The sequence below is a fragment of the Synechococcus sp. A15-44 genome, assembly GCF_014280115.1.
Lineage (GTDB): Bacteria > Cyanobacteriota > Cyanobacteriia > PCC-6307 > Cyanobiaceae > Parasynechococcus.
In genome coordinates, this window is the sequence record NZ_CP047938.1 from 1,744,334 (window position 1) to 1,760,331 (window position 15,998).

General features: G+C 64.0%; 15 protein-coding genes and 1 tRNA gene. 10 read left to right on the plus strand and 6 right to left on the minus strand.

The features are described 5' to 3' along the window. Window positions 1-47 precede the first annotated feature (47 nt). Both SynA1544_RS09885 and SynA1544_RS09890 read left to right on the plus strand, forming a co-directional pair. Entirely contained in the window at window positions 48-1,199 is a 1,152-nt protein-coding gene (locus SynA1544_RS09885; protein WP_186513333.1) for a histidine kinase, read from the plus strand. A 47-nt stretch (window positions 1,200-1,246) separates the two neighbouring features. Continuing rightward, window positions 1,247-1,319: transfer RNA gene (locus SynA1544_RS09890), tRNA-Glu, on the plus strand. A gap of 124 nt (window positions 1,320-1,443) precedes the next feature. Here the strand turns inward: SynA1544_RS09890 and SynA1544_RS09895 are convergent. Further along, complete coding sequence (locus SynA1544_RS09895) at window positions 1,444-1,965, minus strand: SRPBCC family protein (RefSeq protein WP_186513335.1); 522 nt, start codon at window positions 1,963-1,965, stop codon at window positions 1,444-1,446. A 161-nt stretch (window positions 1,966-2,126) separates the two neighbouring features. Between SynA1544_RS09895 and SynA1544_RS09900 the strand changes: the two genes are divergently transcribed. The 7 genes from SynA1544_RS09900 to SynA1544_RS09930 all read left to right on the plus strand — a co-directional run bounded on the left by SynA1544_RS09900 (window position 2,127) and on the right by SynA1544_RS09930 (window position 9,368). Beyond that, window positions 2,127-3,317: an FAD-binding oxidoreductase gene (locus SynA1544_RS09900; RefSeq protein WP_186513337.1), complete on the plus strand. Its 1,191-nt coding sequence runs from the start codon at window positions 2,127-2,129 to the stop codon at window positions 3,315-3,317. Between the two features lie 169 nt (window positions 3,318-3,486). Continuing rightward, a complete protein-coding gene (gene zwf, locus SynA1544_RS09905) occupies window positions 3,487-5,010 on the plus strand; it encodes a glucose-6-phosphate dehydrogenase (protein WP_186513338.1) in 1,524 nt (507 codons plus the stop codon). A gap of 56 nt (window positions 5,011-5,066) precedes the next feature. After that, window positions 5,067-6,353, plus strand: a complete 1,287-nt coding sequence (locus SynA1544_RS09910) for a glucose-6-phosphate dehydrogenase assembly protein OpcA (RefSeq protein ID WP_186513340.1) — start codon at window positions 5,067-5,069, stop codon at window positions 6,351-6,353. A gap of 14 nt (window positions 6,354-6,367) precedes the next feature. After that, complete coding sequence (locus SynA1544_RS09915; RefSeq protein ID WP_186513342.1) at window positions 6,368-7,795, plus strand: cobyrinate a,c-diamide synthase; 1,428 nt, start codon at window positions 6,368-6,370, stop codon at window positions 7,793-7,795. Next, window positions 7,762-8,043, plus strand: a complete 282-nt coding sequence (locus tag SynA1544_RS09920; protein ID WP_255477791.1) for an acylphosphatase — start codon at window positions 7,762-7,764, stop codon at window positions 8,041-8,043. Before SynA1544_RS09915 ends, SynA1544_RS09920 begins: the two co-directional genes overlap by 34 nt. A gap of 88 nt (window positions 8,044-8,131) precedes the next feature. Beyond that, complete coding sequence (locus SynA1544_RS09925) at window positions 8,132-8,533, plus strand: hypothetical protein (protein WP_255477575.1); 402 nt, start codon at window positions 8,132-8,134, stop codon at window positions 8,531-8,533. Between the two features lie 148 nt (window positions 8,534-8,681). Further along, window positions 8,682-9,368 carry a GAP family protein gene (locus tag SynA1544_RS09930; RefSeq protein WP_186513346.1) on the plus strand — a complete coding sequence of 229 codons (687 nt, stop codon included), beginning with the start codon at window positions 8,682-8,684 and terminating at the stop codon, window positions 9,366-9,368. A 1-nt stretch (window position 9,369) separates the two neighbouring features. Here SynA1544_RS09930 and SynA1544_RS09935 read toward each other — a convergent pair whose 3' ends face one another. The 5 genes from SynA1544_RS09935 to folD are packed head-to-tail and all read right to left on the minus strand — an operon-like array spanning window position 9,370 to window position 13,825. Beyond that, window positions 9,370-10,821, minus strand: a complete 1,452-nt coding sequence (locus SynA1544_RS09935) for an ATP-dependent RecD-like DNA helicase (RefSeq protein ID WP_186513348.1) — start codon at window positions 10,819-10,821, stop codon at window positions 9,370-9,372. Then, window positions 10,818-11,330, minus strand: a complete 513-nt coding sequence (locus SynA1544_RS09940) for a divergent PAP2 family protein (protein WP_115161337.1) — start codon at window positions 11,328-11,330, stop codon at window positions 10,818-10,820. Before SynA1544_RS09940 ends, SynA1544_RS09935 begins: the two co-directional genes overlap by 4 nt. Then, window positions 11,327-12,217, minus strand: coding sequence for a geranylgeranyl diphosphate synthase CrtE (crtE, locus tag SynA1544_RS09945; RefSeq protein WP_115008653.1), 891 nt, complete (start codon window positions 12,215-12,217; stop codon window positions 11,327-11,329). Before crtE ends, SynA1544_RS09940 begins: the two co-directional genes overlap by 4 nt. Before the next feature lie 40 nt (window positions 12,218-12,257). Next, on the minus strand, window positions 12,258-12,935 hold the full coding sequence (locus tag SynA1544_RS09950) for a TIGR02466 family protein (RefSeq protein WP_186513350.1): 678 nt from the start codon (window positions 12,933-12,935) through the stop codon (window positions 12,258-12,260). An 8-nt stretch (window positions 12,936-12,943) separates the two neighbouring features. Continuing rightward, the gene (gene folD / locus SynA1544_RS09955; protein WP_115081930.1) at window positions 12,944-13,825 is read right to left on the minus strand and encodes a bifunctional methylenetetrahydrofolate dehydrogenase/methenyltetrahydrofolate cyclohydrolase FolD; all 882 of its coding nucleotides are present in this window, start codon (window positions 13,823-13,825) and stop codon (window positions 12,944-12,946) included. A 70-nt stretch (window positions 13,826-13,895) separates the two neighbouring features. On the opposite strand from folD, the gene SynA1544_RS09960 reads away from it, so the two are divergent. Next, on the plus strand, window positions 13,896-15,986 hold the full coding sequence (locus SynA1544_RS09960) for an HDIG domain-containing metalloprotein (protein WP_186513352.1): 2,091 nt from the start codon (window positions 13,896-13,898) through the stop codon (window positions 15,984-15,986). The last annotated feature ends 12 nt before the right edge of the window (window positions 15,987-15,998 follow it).

Genomic DNA, 15,998 nt, shown 5'->3' on the forward strand with positions numbered 1-15,998 from the left:
CAAAAACCCATAAGGTGAGCATCGGTTTTTGCTGTCTTGCAGTCCGCGTGGTCAAGGACGGTCCCAAGACACGGCAACCGCTGAAGTTGTTGCTGGTGGCAGCGCGACATCACCTGTCGGGTCAAGACCTCCGCGGCTTGGTGCAGTTCCTTGAACGGGAGGACCTGGGATTCGAAGTGACCCTGCAGGTTGCCGATCCCTCACAGCAACCCGAACTTCTGGAATTGCACCGCCTGGTGGTGACACCAGCGCTGATCAAACTGGCGCCAAACCCCAAACAGGTGTTCGCTGGAAGCAACATCCTTCAGCAACTCAAAGGATGGGTGCCGCGCTGGAAACAGGATGGGGTGGTGAGCGGTCTTGGCCTCAGCCTCAGGCCAACCGAACTCGATGGCAGTCGAACCCAGAAGGAACTCCAGCTGGAGGATCAGCTGCTGGTGCTGCGCCAGGAGAACGAGACGCTGATCGATCGCGTCAGCGCCCAGGAACGCCTGCTACGCATGGTGGCCCACGAATTGCGTACACCGCTCACGGCAGCTGCGTTGGCCCTGCAAAGCCAGAAGCTGGGCCAGATCGATATGGATCGCTTTCAGGATGTGATCACCCGACGCCTGGAGGAGATGGAGGCGTTGTCGCGGGATTTGCTCGAAGTGGGAACGACCCGCTGGGAAACATTGTTCAACCCACAACGGCTAGACCTTGCCAGCGTTTCAGCCGAAGTGATCCTGGAGCTTGAAAAGCTGTGGTTGGGCCGCAACGTTGAGATCCAAACCGACATTCCCGCTGACCTGCCCAAGGTGTTTGCCGATCAGCGCCGCATGCGCCAGGTGCTGCTGAATCTGCTCGAAAACGCCCTGAAGTACACCAACGACGGCGGGCACATCTCGCTCACGATGCTGCACCGCACCAGCCAGCGTGTGGAGGTGAGCGTTTGTGACAGCGGCCCGGGCATTCCGGAAACAGAACAGCAGCGGATTTTTCTGGATCGGGTGCGGCTGCCGCAAACCTCCGACCAAACCACCGGCTACGGCGTGGGGCTGGCGGTCTGCCGCCGCATCGTGGAAGTGCACGGCGGCAAGATCTGGGTGGTGTCGGACCCTGGCGAAGGTGCCTGCTTCACCTTTACGGTGCCGATCTGGCAAGGACAAGGTGTCGAATGGGGTCAAGCTGTCTTGACGGAGGGTCCGACCAAGCCCTAGTGTTCACAAGTGATCAGGAGCAAAGACTGCTCGCTGATTACGGCCTCGCCCCCATCGTCTAGAGGCCTAGGACACCTCCCTTTCACGGAGGCGACAGGGGTTCGAATCCCCTTGGGGGTATGACGTCATTACCAGACTTGTTCTGGTGATGATTTGAGTACAAATTGACCTCTTCTGGCACCTTCAGCTGCCAGAAGACTGGGTCATCGAAGATTCCTTCGGATTGTTTGCCCTTGCTGCTAGCTCAACCGTTTCTGCGGTGGGCTTCCTGCACAACGGCGTTGAGGTTGCTGGAGAGATCGTCCCGCAGCCGCTCCTCGATCAGACCAATCGGCATGCCAAGACAGCCTTGAACCGTCAGCTCATAGAGCAGTGAGCTGCCATCGGGACGCTGACGGATCTGCCAGGACCCTTCAAAACGTCGAAAATCCCCTTTCACCATGCGGAACTGCAGCAGTCCGTCCTGGCGGTATTCCGTCAGCTCCAGCTGAACCTGGGCAGAGAAGCGAAGCCCCAGCAGCTGCTGACTGCCCACCTGTTGGAGCCGCACCGTCTGACCCTGACGCTGAATCAGCTCACTGGTGCTGAGGTTGGGAATGAAACGGGACAGGTTCTCGTAATCCGTCAGCACATCCCAGAGCAGCTGAACAGGAAGTGGAGATTTGAGTTCAGCGGCCAGACGCCGAGTCCCTTGGGGCAGCCGCTCCATGGTCTGCTCGATCGCAGTCCCCGGATCTGTGGAGGTTTGAAGCCCTCGTCCAAACATTGTCTGGGGGAAAACCAAAAGAGACGCCGAGATGAGGGGCCGAACTCGAGGATCTTAATGAGGTCGCCTGGATCACATCAGATTCTGTTCCGAACAGCAACCTTTTTGTGTGAAATCAAAGGCCACGCCTATAGTCGCGCCACCAAAGGCAGGAGATTTCTATGCGGGTGTCCAATGCAGCGACAGAGCACTGCAATGAAGTTCTGTTCACTGTTGTGGCTCGTGGTCCGCAGGTCGGCGCCAAACCGTCCGTGGTTCAGACCTACACCGTTGCAATGAACCAGTTTTCCGCACTTTTCAAACGATTGGGGACTACGGGCGCCAAGATCGTTTCTGTGAATGGTGCGGGCGAAGAGCGTTTCGCCGCTCCCGCTGCCGCCACCCCGGCACCTGCCAAACAACCCGCCACAAAAACCGCCAAGAAAGCCGTGACGTCAAGCGCCCCGAAGAAAAAGCCCCACGCCGACGTTCCGGTCAACACTTACAAGCCCAAAACACCATTCATGGGCACGGTGACGGAGAACTACTCCCTGCTGAAGGACGGTGCGATCGGCCGTGTGCAGCACATCACCTTCGATCTGGCCGGCGGCGACCCGCAACTGAAGTACATCGAAGGTCAGAGCATCGGCATCATTCCCGAAGGGGAAGACTCCAACGGCAAACCCCACAAGCTGCGCCTGTACTCCATCGCCAGCACCCGCCACGGCGACAACCTGGAGGGCAACACCGTCTCCCTCTGCGTTCGCCAGCTCGAGTACAAGAACGACGCCGGTGAGCAGATCTATGGCGTCTGCTCCACCTACCTGTGCGACATCGAACCCGGCACCAAGGTGAAGATCACCGGTCCGGTCGGCAAGGAGATGCTCCTGCCTGACGACGAGGACGCCAACATCATCATGCTGGCGACGGGTACCGGCATCGCTCCGATGCGCACCTACCTGCGTCGCATGTTCGAGCCCCGTGAACAGGAGGCCAACGGCTGGAAATTCCGCGGCAAAGCCTGGCTGTTCATGGGCGCACCCAAAACCGCCAACCTGCTCTACGACGAGGACTTCCTCCACTATGAGAAGGAGTACCCCGACAACTTCCGCTACACCAAGGCGATCAGCCGGGAACAGCAGAACGCCAAGGGCGGCCGGATGTATATCCAGGACCGCGTTCTGGAGCACGCTGAAGAGATCTTCGCGATGATCGAAGACCCCAAGACCCATGTGTACATGTGCGGTCTGCGTGGCATGGAGCCGGGCATTGACGAAGCCATGACCGCCGCCGCGGCCGCCAAGGGGCTCGACTGGGCCGAACTGCGTCCCCAGCTCAAGAAGGCCGACCGCTGGCACGTGGAAACCTATTGATCGATCAAGCGCTGATCCATCAGCCAACGATCGTTTCCAGTCCACCCCGAGGGGTGGACTTTTTTATTGGGTTGGCAACAAAGGCTGACGCCAACACGGAAACAAAGCGGCGAGTCCATGTCTGTTGCCGGTTCCGTGCCTAAACCAGCGTCAGAAGCCTGGACACTCCATGGTTGCCACGATGACGAACCCCCTCAGGGTTGGACTGCGTCAGGAGCGCGTGATCGCGCCGCAGTGTCTGGTGATCTTCGGCGCCAGCGGTGATCTGACCCACCGCAAGCTGGTGCCAGCCCTGTTTGAACTGTTCAAGCAACGGCGGCTGCCCAGTGAGTTCGCCCTGCTGGGCTGTGCGCGACGGCCGTGGAGTGATGAGGAGTTCCGCGGAAAGATGGCGGAGGCACTGGCCAGCACGATCGAGGAGGATCCTCAGGCCTGGGAGCAGTTCGTGGGCAAGTTGTTCTACGAACCGGTCGACCTTCAACTACCAGACGATGTGGTGCGGCTGGGCGGTCGGCTGGAGCAGATCGATCAACAGTGCGCCACCCGCGGCAACCGCACCTTCTATCTCTCCGTCTCCCCCAAGTTCTATGGCAGTGGCTGCCGTTCATTGGCCGACGCTGGCCTGCTGAAGGACCCCAAACGCAGCCGGGTGGTGATCGAGAAACCCTTCGGACGCGACTACGGCAGTGCCCAGGCCCTCAATCGCGTGGTGCAGGCCTGCGGTCAGGAGAACCAGATCTTTCGCATCGACCATTACCTGGGCAAGGAAACCGTCCAGAACATCATGGTTCTGCGGTTTGCTAACACGATCTTCGAGCCGATCTGGAACCGCAATTACATCTCCAGTGTTCAGATCACCGCCGCAGAAACGGTTGGCGTGGAGGAAAGGGCCGGGTACTACGAATCGGCCGGTGCCCTGCGGGACATGGTGCAGAACCACCTGACCCAGATGCTGGCGATCACCGCCATGGAACCACCCGGGCGCTTTGACCCGGAGGCCATCCGCAACGAAAAGGCCAAGGTGCTCCAGGCTGCCCGTCTGGCCGATGAGCTCGAACCCTGGAACTGCTGCATCCGAGGCCAGTACGGACCCGGTGGTTCGGCGGAATCGCCCCTGGCCGGATACCGCCATGAACCCGGCGTGGATCCCAACAGCACCACCGAGACCTACGTGGCGATGAAGCTGTTCATCGACAACTGGCGCTGGCAGGGGGTGCCGTTCTATGTGCGCACCGGCAAACGGCTGGCCAAGCGCACCAGTGAGGTGGTGCTCACCTTCCGTGAAGCACCGGTGCATCTGTTTGATGCAGCCACCGGAGGCCCCACGGCCAATCAGCTGATCCTGCGCATCCAACCGGATGAGGGGGCCGAATTCCGCTTCGAGGTGAAGTCACCCGGATCTGGCATGCGCAGCCGCCCGATCGATATGGAGTTCTCCTACGACGAATCCTTCGGGGAACCCTCCGATGAGGGCTATGTGCGGCTCCTGGCTGACGCCATGCTCAGCGACCCCACCCTGTTCACCCGCAGTGATGAGGTGGAAGCGGCATGGCGGCTCTACACCCCGTTGCTGGAACTGATTGAAGACAGTCCCTGGCAGCTGCCGGTTCATCCCTATGAATCCCGCACCTGGGGACCGGCCGCCGCGGATGCCCTGCTGGCGAAGGACGGACTGCTCTGGCGACGCCCCTGACCGCGCACGTTCACAGCCCTGTTGTTCAGCTCTCCACGTCTCGTTCATCCGACACCATGTCCCCTCAGCTCACCCTGCAAACCCCGCTGGAACTGGCACCGGCGGAGGTGCCCCACTACCTCGAACAGCTCTGGTCCCCCGAGCAGCAGGGCAGCACGGGCACCGGGGCCAACACCTTCTGCCTGCTGATCTGGCAACCCGCCTGGGCCGAGCAGCAATTGATCCGCAGTGGTCGTCTGTCGGGCCCCATCACGGGACAGCAGTCCGCCCCCTTGATCGCTGCGGGACGCCAGGCGGTGCTGGATGCAGACCTTCCCCTGAGCACAACGCCCCTGGATGGGGCCGTGGTGAAGGCGGTGGCTGATTTGGAAGGGCAAGCCAACGCCGAAGACCTGCGTGGGCAGTACATCGATCCAGCCCTGAGTGCACTGATGCCTCGGCGCCTGATCACCCTGGCGCCCACCATCGATGCGGCGCAGCCCCTGGAAACACTCGTGGCCGCCTACTGCCCGCTGCCTGAAGAAGGGGGTGGTACTGCCGCTTGCGGCGATGTGGTGGTGCTGCGGGGCGGCCATGGCGCCCTGCATCAGGGCCTTTCAATTCTCGACCCCCTGCTGCCGGAATCGATGCCGGCCTGGGTCTGGTGGAACGGCTGCATCGACGAAGCACCGGAGCTGATGCAACGGCTCACCAGCGCACCACGGCGCCTGATCATCGACACCGCGTTGGGGGATCCGCGTCAGTGCCTTGAGCTTCTGCGTCACCGCGTGGAGAGCGGCCAGGCGGTGAACGATCTCAACTGGCTGCGCCTGCGCAGTTGGCGCGAGACCCTGGCCATGGTGTTCGACCCGCCGCAACGGCGTGATGCCCTGAGCCACATCACCCGTCTCGACATCGACGTTGAGGGCCATCACCCTGCCCAGGGGCTGCTGCTGGCCGCCTGGATCGCCGATCGACTGGGCTGGACGCTGCTCTCGACCGCTGCGGTCGAAAACGGCACCACCGCCCAGTTCAAGCGCTCCGATGGCACCGGGGTGCGCTTCCAACTGATGGCCGTGCCAGTCGCTCAGCCCAACGTGCACGCCGGCCAGATGGTGGGGCTGCGGCTGATCGCTGAACCGGAGAACGGCCAGGGGGTGTGCGTGATTCTCTGCGCTGAATCCGGGGGCTGCATGCGTTTGGAAGGGGGAGGCATGGCCAACCTCGAGCTGCATGAGGAAGTTGTTCCCGTGCAGCACGACACCCCTGAAATGGATGTGGCCCGCCTGCTGGGCGGCGGTCACGACAGCACCAATCCCCTGCTGGCCGCTGCGGCTCCGCTGGCTGCCAGGCTGCTGGGCTGATCCGCATCTGAGCCATGGCCGCTGTCATCGCTGCACCAGCCAGTGGCAGCGGCAAAACCCTGTTGAGCCTGGCGCTGTTGAGCTGGGCCCAGCAGAACGGACGCCGGATCCAGGCCTTCAAGGTGGGACCGGACTATCTCGATGCCCAGCTGCTCAGCCAGGCCTCGGGTCAGCCCTGCCGCAACCTCGATCTCAATCTCTGCGGAGAACCCTGGGTTCGCCAGGCCTTTCACGGTTACGGCGGTGCCTCTGAGCTGACCCTCGTGGAAGGGGTGATGGGGCTCTTCGATGGCATCGGCAGCAGTACAACCGGAAGCACGGCCGACGTGGCCCGCCTGCTGGACCTGCCGGTGGTGCTGGTGCTGGATGCCGGTGGTCAGGCCGCCTCCCTCGGCGCCATCGTGCGCGGATTCCGCGATCACGATCCCCAGCTGCGCATCGCCGGCGTGGTGCTCAACAAGGTCAGCAGCCCCAGGCACCGGGAGCTGCTGGCCGACGTGCTGGAGCGCATGGAGGTGCCATTGCTGGGCTGCCTGCCGCGTAGCGAAGCCCTGGCCCTGCCGGGCCGGCATCTCGGCTTGGCCCCAGCCCATGAATTGGAGGCCCCCGAGCAGCGACGCCAGGCCTGGGCCGCTCTGGCCAGCCAGCACCTGAACCTGGAACGCCTGGTGCCCCTGCTGCAGGCGCCCCGCCCCGGGCCGCATCCCCTGGCCAACATCCCCGTGGAGCAGGGCCAGCCCCTGCCGGTGGCTCTGGCCAGTGATGCCGCCTTTCACTTCCGCTACCAGGAAACCAGCGAACTGCTGGAGCACATGGGCATGCCCGTGCTCCGCTGGAGCCCCCTGGCCGATGAGGCCATCCCGGCAGACGCCAAGGGGCTGATCCTGCCGGGCGGTTTCCCCGAACAGCACGCTGCCCAGCTCAGCGGCTGCACGCGAAGCCTGGGCTCGCTGCGGGCGTTCGTGCAGCAGCGACCGCTCTACGCCGAATGCGGCGGGATGCTTGTGCTCGGAGAGCAGCTGACCGACCTCGATGGCACCAGCCACCCCATGGCGGGCCTGCTTCCCTTCACAGCCCAGCGCGGCCCGCTGCAGGTGGGCTATCGGCGCCTGCAGGCGCGGCAGGACAGCCCTGTGGTGGAGAGCGGTCAGCAGCTGGTGGGCCATGAATTTCACCGCTGGGAACTGCACAGCAACCGGGCGTCCTCCGACAGGTCAGTGCTGTGGGACATTGAGGGATGGAAAGTCCATCGACATTCGGAAGGATGGGTCGATCAGACGGTTCACGCGAGCTGGGTTCACCTGCACTGGGCAAGCTCTACGACGATCTGCTCCCGATGGCGCGCCGCGCTCGAAGCCGGGGAGAGAAGATCGCCAAACGCTTCGTCAGCCGCCAGCAACCGCCGCGAATCCAACCCTTTTCCGAACGCTGGCGCTGGGTGATCGAAGGCCGCGTTCAGCGGGTGGGGTTCCGCGCCAGCTGCAATCGGCGCGCCCTGGATCTCGGCATCAGCGGCTGGGTGCGCAACCTGAGTGATGGCCGTGTGGAAGTGCAGGCCGAGGGGCCACCGCTGGCCTTGTCTGAACTGAGGGCCTGGTGTGAGGTCGGGCCGCCGGGCGCCCGGGTGGTTCGGGTGACCCCCAGCCAGCTCCCGGTCACGGGCGACGACTGGTTCGAAGTGCGCTACTGAGACGAAGTGCGCTGAGACGAAATGCGCTGAGACATAGACGCGAAAACATTGGGAAGGAGGTCTCCACGCTCCGCCCATCTCGCTACGGATGAAGCAGGACCTTCGCGCCTGCCGCATGCTCCGCTTCGGATTTGTCCTGTTGATCACTGCGCTGCCCCTGCTCGGCATGGAGGCCATGAGCACACGACGGGAAACCACCAAGCAGGTGTTCGATTCCGCAGCAGAAGCCCTCGACGCCTGTCAGAGCTGGCGGCTCAGGGAAGGACAGTTTTCGGCCCTGATTCCCGCCGCTGCACCGGTGTCAACGCAGGCGCGGCCTGTGCAGACCGACATCCGCAGCTGCGAGGCCGATCTGGACCATGCGCTGGTGCTGGGGCGCCGCTACAGCGTGGTGGCCGATGTGCACTACAACAAAACGCTGCGGTCGCTGCACCGCCCGATCCATCGCACCTTCCCTTACGTGCTGCCAGATGGCACAACTGGCGAATAACGCCCCCCTTGCATGTCTTGAGCAACTTCCTCGACACCAAAGACAAAGCCTTCTGGAGAGCCCTGCTCGGCGTTGTGAGTTTGGGGGTGAGCATCGGCCTGGCGGCCCTGATCCTGCAACTGTGAGCTGCGAGCTCTGAGCACGGCCCATGGCGGAACCCCGGATCTGGACGGAACTGCTGACCTACGGGCTTGGCGTGGCGCTGTCGCCCATCCACATCGTTCTGCTGCTGTTGCTGCTGCTGGGGGGCTCGCCGCTGCGGCGCGGGGGCTTGTTTGTGGGCGGCTGGCTGCTGACCAGCGCCCTGGCGGTGATCGGGCTGCTGACGCTGGGCCATGGGCTGCTGCTGGACATGACCCATGGGTCCGACCACCGCACCGGTCTGGACCTGATCGGCGGCGGAGCCTTGATCGCCCTGGGCGGACGTGAACTGATCCGAGGGCTGCTGGATGACGGAGCAGCCCCCGCCTGGAGCGGCGCCGTGGATCGTTTCGCCGCGATGCCGCTTCCCCTGCTGTTGCTGATCAGCAGCGTCACTGAAGTAATCAGTCCCGACGACCTGTTGCTGTTCGCCAAAAGCGCCGCCGTGATCCTGGCGGCGCAACTGCCCCTGCAGGAGGAGATTGCCTGCAGCATCGGCTTCAGCACCGCCGCCAGTGCGCTGCTGCTGATCCCCTTCCTGGCCGTGTTGATCGGACGCGAGCGGGTTCTTCCGCTGCTGCAACGCGGCAAAACCGCCCTGCTGAGTCGGGGGGAGCTGGTGGTGGGCAGCCTCAGCTTCGGACTGGGCTCCTATCTGGGCTGGCAGGGCATCAGCGGTTTGATGATCAACTGATTCACTCGGAATCCCGCATGGTGTCGAATTGGCGCTGCCAGGTGGCGCGCAGATCAAGCGAAGTCTCGCCGCCGAGCAACCAAACCCCCGTGCGGGCACGGGACACGGCCACGTAACAGAGCTGCTGGCGGATGGCTGGATCGGCCCGGAACACATCCGGCGCCACGAAGACATCCCCGAAACTGCTGCCCTGACTGCGATGCACCGTGAGCACTGCCGCAGGCCCCAGGGAAGCGAAGGCATCGCGAATCAGAAAGTACTGCCGCCATATCGCGCGACCGTTTTTCTTGCCGGCATCACGGGCCTGCTTGCGCAGCCGCTGCATCACCGCATCAAGCTCCTGACGACCTGTGCTGCCAATCGGCGGCTGCAGGCGCAGGGTGAGCTCCAGATCCCCCGCATTCACCGATGCGGAGAGGGTCTCGATCACCGGCACGGGCCCATCGGCTGAGGAGAGGCCGAAATCCGCCAGGTCACAGGCCTCAGGCTTCACGTCCCGCACCGTGACTTCGCGGTTGGAGCCGAGCACCATGTCGGGTTCTTCACCCGCCTCTTCTCCGTCCCTTGAGGCCGGGGCCATCACGGCGGTGCGACTGATCAACACCTCACCGGGCAGCACCGGCATCTGATCGGCCATTTCCCCATGGATGGCCCGGCGGGCATGGGGCACCAAACGATCCAGGGTGCGGTTCGTGTAGCAGAGGATGCGTGCTGCATCGGGGTTGTCTTGCACCGAGGCGTCCCGCAAAGCACGCCGGGCCTGATCCAGCCACTCCCGTTGCACCAGACTGCACACCTGCCCCTGCGGGGAACGAATCGGCGGCAGCAGCGGCGGCATCTGGCAGGGCAGGCGCCCCTCCCGCAGCCCCGCAGCCAGCTGCAGCACCGGGCCTTGATGCCGCACCACCTGGGTCAAGCTGGCGGAACAGGACCGTTGCATCGCAAACACGGGGCTGTTCGGCTCACCCACCGGGGGCAACTGGGCGGGGTCGCCGACGAACACCAGACGGGTCATGAACGGATGGGCGCACTGGAGGGCAATGCCCAACAGGGTGCTGTCGACCATGGAGGCTTCGTCGATCAGCACCAGGCCCAGGTTTTCCAGGGCCATGGCCGTCTGCTCGGTGGGTTCGCAGAGTTCAGCGTCGGCGGAGCGCTTGAGCTTCAGCCGCAGCAAGCGATGGATGGTGGAGGGATACCAGGTGGGTTGGAGACCTTCCAACTCCAACGCCTGGCGCAGAACGCCCACCGCTTTATGGGTTGGTGCCACGACGGTCCAGCACAAACCACTGGCCTCCACCTGGCGCAGCAGGCGCATGGAGAGGAAGGTTTTGCCGCTGCCGGCAAAACCACTGAGCACGAAGGGCGTGCCATCCACGGGCTGCTTGAGCCAGGCCGCAAAGGCGTCCGCCGCTTCCTGCTGATCAGCGGTGAGGTCCGCGGCAGCGGTCACCCCAGCCCAGCTCCAAGACCCGACAGCAGATGCAGCGGTGATCCCACAAATTCCAAACCAGGCAGAGCAACGGCGGGACCCATCAGGCTGCCCACCAGCACCTGCAGCCGGCTGTGACCCAGGCTTTCCTTGAGGGGTTTTTCCGGCGCGTCCGGCCAGAGCGAATCAGGCAGACCATTGACCCGTTCCGCCGTCAGCCCGGCGGCGCGACGAATGCCACTGGCGTCGTACATGACGACGAACGCCACCATCGCCGCAAGGGCGAAGAGGGGGTGATCAAAGCCAAGGGTCCAGCCCACACAGGCCGCCGTACCGGTGACCAGGGCGGAGTGGCTCGACGGCATGCCGCCGGTTTCGATCAGCACCGCCGGACGCCAACGGCGATGCAGAAGCAACTCAAGGAACAACTTTGAGAGCTGAGCGACCCCACAGGCCATCAGGCCCCAGGTGAGCGAACTGTTGTCGAAGAACTCCCGCAGCACCGCATGGGAGGGCGTGGCGTCGATCATCGGTCGCGGCTGGTGATGAAGTCAGCCAAGGCCAGCAGGGGAATCGCCTTCTCGGCCCAGGGTTGAAGCGCCTCTTTCGCTTCATTGACCAACGCATCGGCCCGACGGCGGGACTCGTCGAGCCCGAGAAGCTTGGGATAGGTGGTCTTGTCGGCGATGAGGTCCTTGCCGGCGGTTTTGCCGAGCACCTCGCTGCTGGCGGTGATGTCGAGGATGTCGTCGATGATCTGGAAGGCGAGGCCGATCCCCCTGGCATAGGTGCGCAGGGCCTTGATCAGCGCCTCATCGGCGCCGCCGATCATCGCCCCGGTGATCACACAGGCACTCAACAGGGCTCCGGTTTTGTGGAGGTGGATGTATTCGAGGGTTTCAAGATCCACCTCCTTGCCTTCGCTTTCCAGATCCACCACCTGGCCGCCCACCAGGCCAGGGGCGCCGGCCACCAACGACAGTTCTCCCACCACCTTGAGCAGACGCTCAGCCGGCACATCCGGACTGCGCAGCGCCACCATTTCAAAGGCGCGGGTCAGCAGGGCATCACCGGCAAGAATGGCCACGGCTTCGCCGTACACCTTGTGGTTGGTGGGACGACCACGCCGCAGGTCGTCGTCATCCATGGCCGGCAGGTCGTCATGGATCAACGACATGGTGTGGATCATTTCCAACGCCACCGCCGTGGGCAGGGCCTGCGTCGCTTCCCCGCCCGCCAGCTCGCAGGCGGCAAGGCAGAGAATCGGGCGCAGGCGCTTGCCACCGGCAAGCAGCGAATAGCGCATCGCTTCCCGGAGGGACTCCGGCCGCTCCGGACCGAGCGATCCATCGAGGGCCGCTTCCACCCGCTCTTTGGCCTTGCCGAGATAGGCCTTGAAATCGAACTCGGCGCTCATGGGTGGACCCTGGCTGGCGGGATTCTCTCAGGCCGAGCCCTTAGCTGCCGAGGGGAACCCAATCCATCGGATGGGGTGTTCGCATCTCGCGTCCCTTGCCCGGCGCCGTGGTGATGGCCAGGTCGTAGGACACCGAATAGCGGGGGCTGCTTCCCTCATAGGGGAGCACCCGATGGCGCAGGTCCGAAGGGAACAGCAGAAGACGGTGGGGTAAGGGCGCAAACACCCCACCGGAAACCGCCGCATCGCGGTAGGGAATCGCCATCACATGGCTGAAGTAATCGTCGGGTGCCTCAAATTCCAGCTCCCCGCTCTCGTTCGCAGGATCCGTCAACACGTAAAACACCGCGCTCAACTGGGCGTTGCGGTGGCTGTGCAGATCCACCGTTCCGCCATTCTTCGCACACACCACAGGCCAGGCCTTCTGGATGTGGGCCACAAGACCGTGCTCCGGGCCCAACAGCGAACGGAGATAGGCCGAAACGTGCTCAGCCAACTGCCCGTTCAGCCACTGGAACGCATCCATGCGATGCAACTGATCCAGGCCGGCATGGCCCAGCAGATCTCCGGTGAGGTTGTTGCGATCGCTGAACTCAGGGTGCTGATACAATTGGACATCGAACTGCTCCAGCTGCTGCTGCATGGCTGCGGCTGTGAGGGTATCCGGCTCAAGGTCCACCTGCAGAACGGGGGTGGGGAACAGCCAGTGCAGCGCCATGGAACCGATCAGGGCACGAGATCGTCCAAATCATGGTCAAGGTTGTGGCGTCTGCACCAAGCCACAACGGTGTTCACCAGAAGCATCGTCACCGTCATCGGTCCCACACCGCCGGGCACGGGCGAGAGCGCAGCGGCGATCGACTCGACTTCAGCCGCACGAACATCCCCACACAGTCCGCCTTCCGGCTTGCGGTGGATGCCCACATCCACCACCGCAGCTCCCGGCCGCACGTGCTCGGCCCCGATGAACTCAGGACGGCCTGCTGCCACCACGAGGATGTCGGCTTCGCGGGTGTGGGCCGCCAGATCGGCCGTGCGGGAGTGGGCGATGGTGACGGTGGCGTTGGCGGCCTGCAGCATCAAGGCCATCGGCTGCCCCACGAGAATGCTGCGGCCGATCACCACGGCGCGCTTGCCCGCAGGATCGATGCCATTGCTGCGCAGCATCGCCATCACCCCGGCGGGGGTGCAGCTGCGCGGGCCCGGCTCCCCCTTGAGCAGCCGTCCGAGATTGAGGGTGTGCAGACCATCGGCATCCTTTTCAGGATCAATGGCCATCAGCAGCGGCCCCTCATCGAGGCCAGAAGGAAGAGGCAGCTGCAGGAGGATCCCGTCCACTGCAGGGTTGGCATTCAGCCGTTCAATCGTCTGAAGCACCTGCGCTGGAGGCGTGTCGCCGGGGAGGTGATCACCAAAGCTGGCCACCCCGATCCGAGCACAGGCTTTTTCCTTGTTGGCGACGTAGACGGCGCTGGCGGGATCATCACCAACCCGCAGCACCGCCAGGCCCGGCGGTCGCCCCGCCTCGGCCAGACGCCGTTCGATCAGGGTTTGAAGACGATGCTCCACATCCCTTGCCAGCACCTTGCCGTCCAAACGCAGGGCCATGGCATTCCCATGCACTCCGTCCAGCATGCCCTCTGAGGAGAGCTAGCGTTAAGCCGCTACAGGGTCCCTTTTGGTTCGCGTTCCTCGGCTGAGCAGCCTTTGGCGGAACTGGGTGCGGCTCGAAGGCCCAGGGGGACGTCTGCTGCGCTGGACGCGACTGCAGACCCTCGTTGTGCTCCTGCTTTGCCTTTGCGTGGCCGCAGCCTCAAGCCTGCCCTGGCTGATCAAACCGAAACTTCAACCCGGATCGCTGGCCCCGTTTGAAGCCATCGCTCCAAAGGATGCCCTGGTGCAGGACAGCACCGCCCTCGAGCAGCAACGGGCCTCGCTGGTGGCGCGGTCGGTGGTGCAGGTCATCGATCAGGAGCAGACCCAGGCGCTCAAACAACGGCTCGAGCAACAACTGCTGCAGCTGCAGGAGGTCACCAACACCGGATCGGGAGACCGGATCGGGCCGGTGAACCTCTCTGATCAAGAGAAAAGGTGGCTGGAACGACGCAGCGAAGGGGAGCATCTGGCCTGGGATGAGGCGGTGCGCAGCACCGCTGATCGCATGCTCAGCCAGGGGCTGGTGAGCAACCTTGCCATTGAGCAATTGCGCAAGGCCGCCGACCAGCAGCTGAAGGCGGTTGCCCTTGAGCCGGCGGCGGCGCGCTCCCTGGCCGGCAAGGTGCTCACCAGCGCCCTGCGCGGCAGCACCAACCTGCGCACGGACCCGAACCTGAGCAAGCAGCTGATCGAGGAACAGCTGACCAAACAGGCCATTCCCACGATCGAGGTGCGCAAGGGGGATCTGATCACCCGCAAGGGCGAGCTGATCAGTCCCCAGGCCTACGACGTGCTGGATTATTTCGGCCGCGTGCGCCGCGAACCCCAACCGTTGATCTGGTTCCAACGGTTCGTTGAAGCCGCTGCAGCCTGCGCCGTGATGCTGCTGGTGATGCGGCGTGAGCGGCCTGGCCTGGAGGTGCGCCATGCGCTGCTAGCGGTGGGCCTGCTGCTTTTGGTGCAGGGAGCCAAGCTCTGGTTCAAAAGCTCCGTGAGCCCTCTGGCCGTGCTGGTGGCACCCACCCTGGTGCTGGCGGAAGGCCTCGGCACCGGCTGCGGCTTGGTCTGGATGGGGGTGGCTGCTCTGCTCTGGCCAGAACCCGTCCAGGGTTTGGGGGACGGTCGCCTGATCGTGGCGGCAACGGTGGCCGCCGCTGGAGCCTTGATCGCAGGTCGTCAGCGCAGCCGCGGCCAGTTGCTGCAACTCACGGTGCTGCTGCCGATTGGCGCCTTTGTGGGGCAGTGGCTGCTGCTGCAGATGCAACCGATCACCGGCCTGCGGCTCTGGGGAAATCTGAACCCAAGCCTGGATGAACTGGCCACCGATTCCTTTGTGCTCGGTGTTCTGCTGATGTTCAGCCTGCTGCTGATCCCGATGCTCGAGGGCTCCTTTGGCCTGCTCACCCGGGCGCGGCTGCTGGAACTGGCCGACCAGGAGCGCCCCCTGCTGCGCCGGCTCTCCTGCGAAGCCCCGGGAACCTTTGAACACACCCTAATGATTTGCGGCCTGGCGGAGGAAGGGGCGCGGGCCATTGGTGCGGATGTGGATCTGATCCGGACCGGCTCGCTGTATCACGACGTTGGCAAGCTGCATGCACCGGACTGGTTCATCGAGAACCAGAAGGACGGACCCAATCCCCATGACGCGCTGGATGACCCCCAGGCGAGTGCGGCGGTGCTTCAAGCCCATGTGGATGAGGGACTGAAGCTGGCGCGGCGCCACCGCCTGCCCCGGCCCATCGCCGATTTCATTCCCGAGCACCAGGGCACCTTGAAAATGGGCTACTTCTTCCACAAGGCCCAGGAGCGCGACGGAGCCGTAGAGGAGCGCCGCTTCCGCTACAGGGGCCCGGCACCCCGCTCCAAAGAAACGGCGATCCTGATGCTGGCCGACGGATGTGAGGCGGCGCTTCGATCCCTCCCCCCCAACACCTCCGATGCCCAGGCGGTGGACACGGTGCGGCGGATTGTTGAAGCGCGGCAGCGGGATGGACAACTGCGCAAAAGCAGCCTCAACCGCAGCGAAGTGGAACTGGTGATTCGTGCCTTCGTGCAGGTCTGGCGGCGGATGCGCCACCGCCGCATCCCCTATCCAATCCCCGCCCGACGCTGATCGCAGCGTCTA

Excerpts from the sequence above, each read along its gene's own strand:
- SynA1544_RS09895 (WP_186513335.1), bottom strand. The coding sequence starts at position 1,965 with ATGTTTGGACGAGGGCTTCAAACCTCCACAGATCCGGGGACTGCGATC.
- SynA1544_RS09940 (WP_115161337.1), bottom strand. The coding sequence starts at position 11,330 with ATGATCGACGCCACGCCCTCCCATGCGGTGCTGCGGGAGTTCTTCGAC.
- SynA1544_RS09915 (WP_186513342.1), top strand. The coding sequence starts at position 6,368 with ATGGCCGCTGTCATCGCTGCACCAGCCAGTGGCAGCGGCAAAACCCTG.
- SynA1544_RS09930 (WP_186513346.1), top strand. The coding sequence starts at position 8,682 with ATGGCGGAACCCCGGATCTGGACGGAACTGCTGACCTACGGGCTTGGC.
- zwf (WP_186513338.1), top strand. The coding sequence starts at position 3,487 with ATGGTTGCCACGATGACGAACCCCCTCAGGGTTGGACTGCGTCAGGAG.
- SynA1544_RS09950 (WP_186513350.1), bottom strand. The coding sequence starts at position 12,935 with ATGGCGCTGCACTGGCTGTTCCCCACCCCCGTTCTGCAGGTGGACCTT.
- crtE (WP_115008653.1), bottom strand. The coding sequence starts at position 12,217 with ATGAGCGCCGAGTTCGATTTCAAGGCCTATCTCGGCAAGGCCAAAGAG.
- folD (WP_115081930.1), bottom strand. The coding sequence starts at position 13,825 with ATGGCCCTGCGTTTGGACGGCAAGGTGCTGGCAAGGGATGTGGAGCAT.
- SynA1544_RS09900 (WP_186513337.1), top strand. The coding sequence starts at position 2,127 with ATGCGGGTGTCCAATGCAGCGACAGAGCACTGCAATGAAGTTCTGTTC.
- SynA1544_RS09910 (WP_186513340.1), top strand. The coding sequence starts at position 5,067 with ATGTCCCCTCAGCTCACCCTGCAAACCCCGCTGGAACTGGCACCGGCG.
- SynA1544_RS09925 (WP_255477575.1), top strand. The coding sequence starts at position 8,132 with ATGAAGCAGGACCTTCGCGCCTGCCGCATGCTCCGCTTCGGATTTGTC.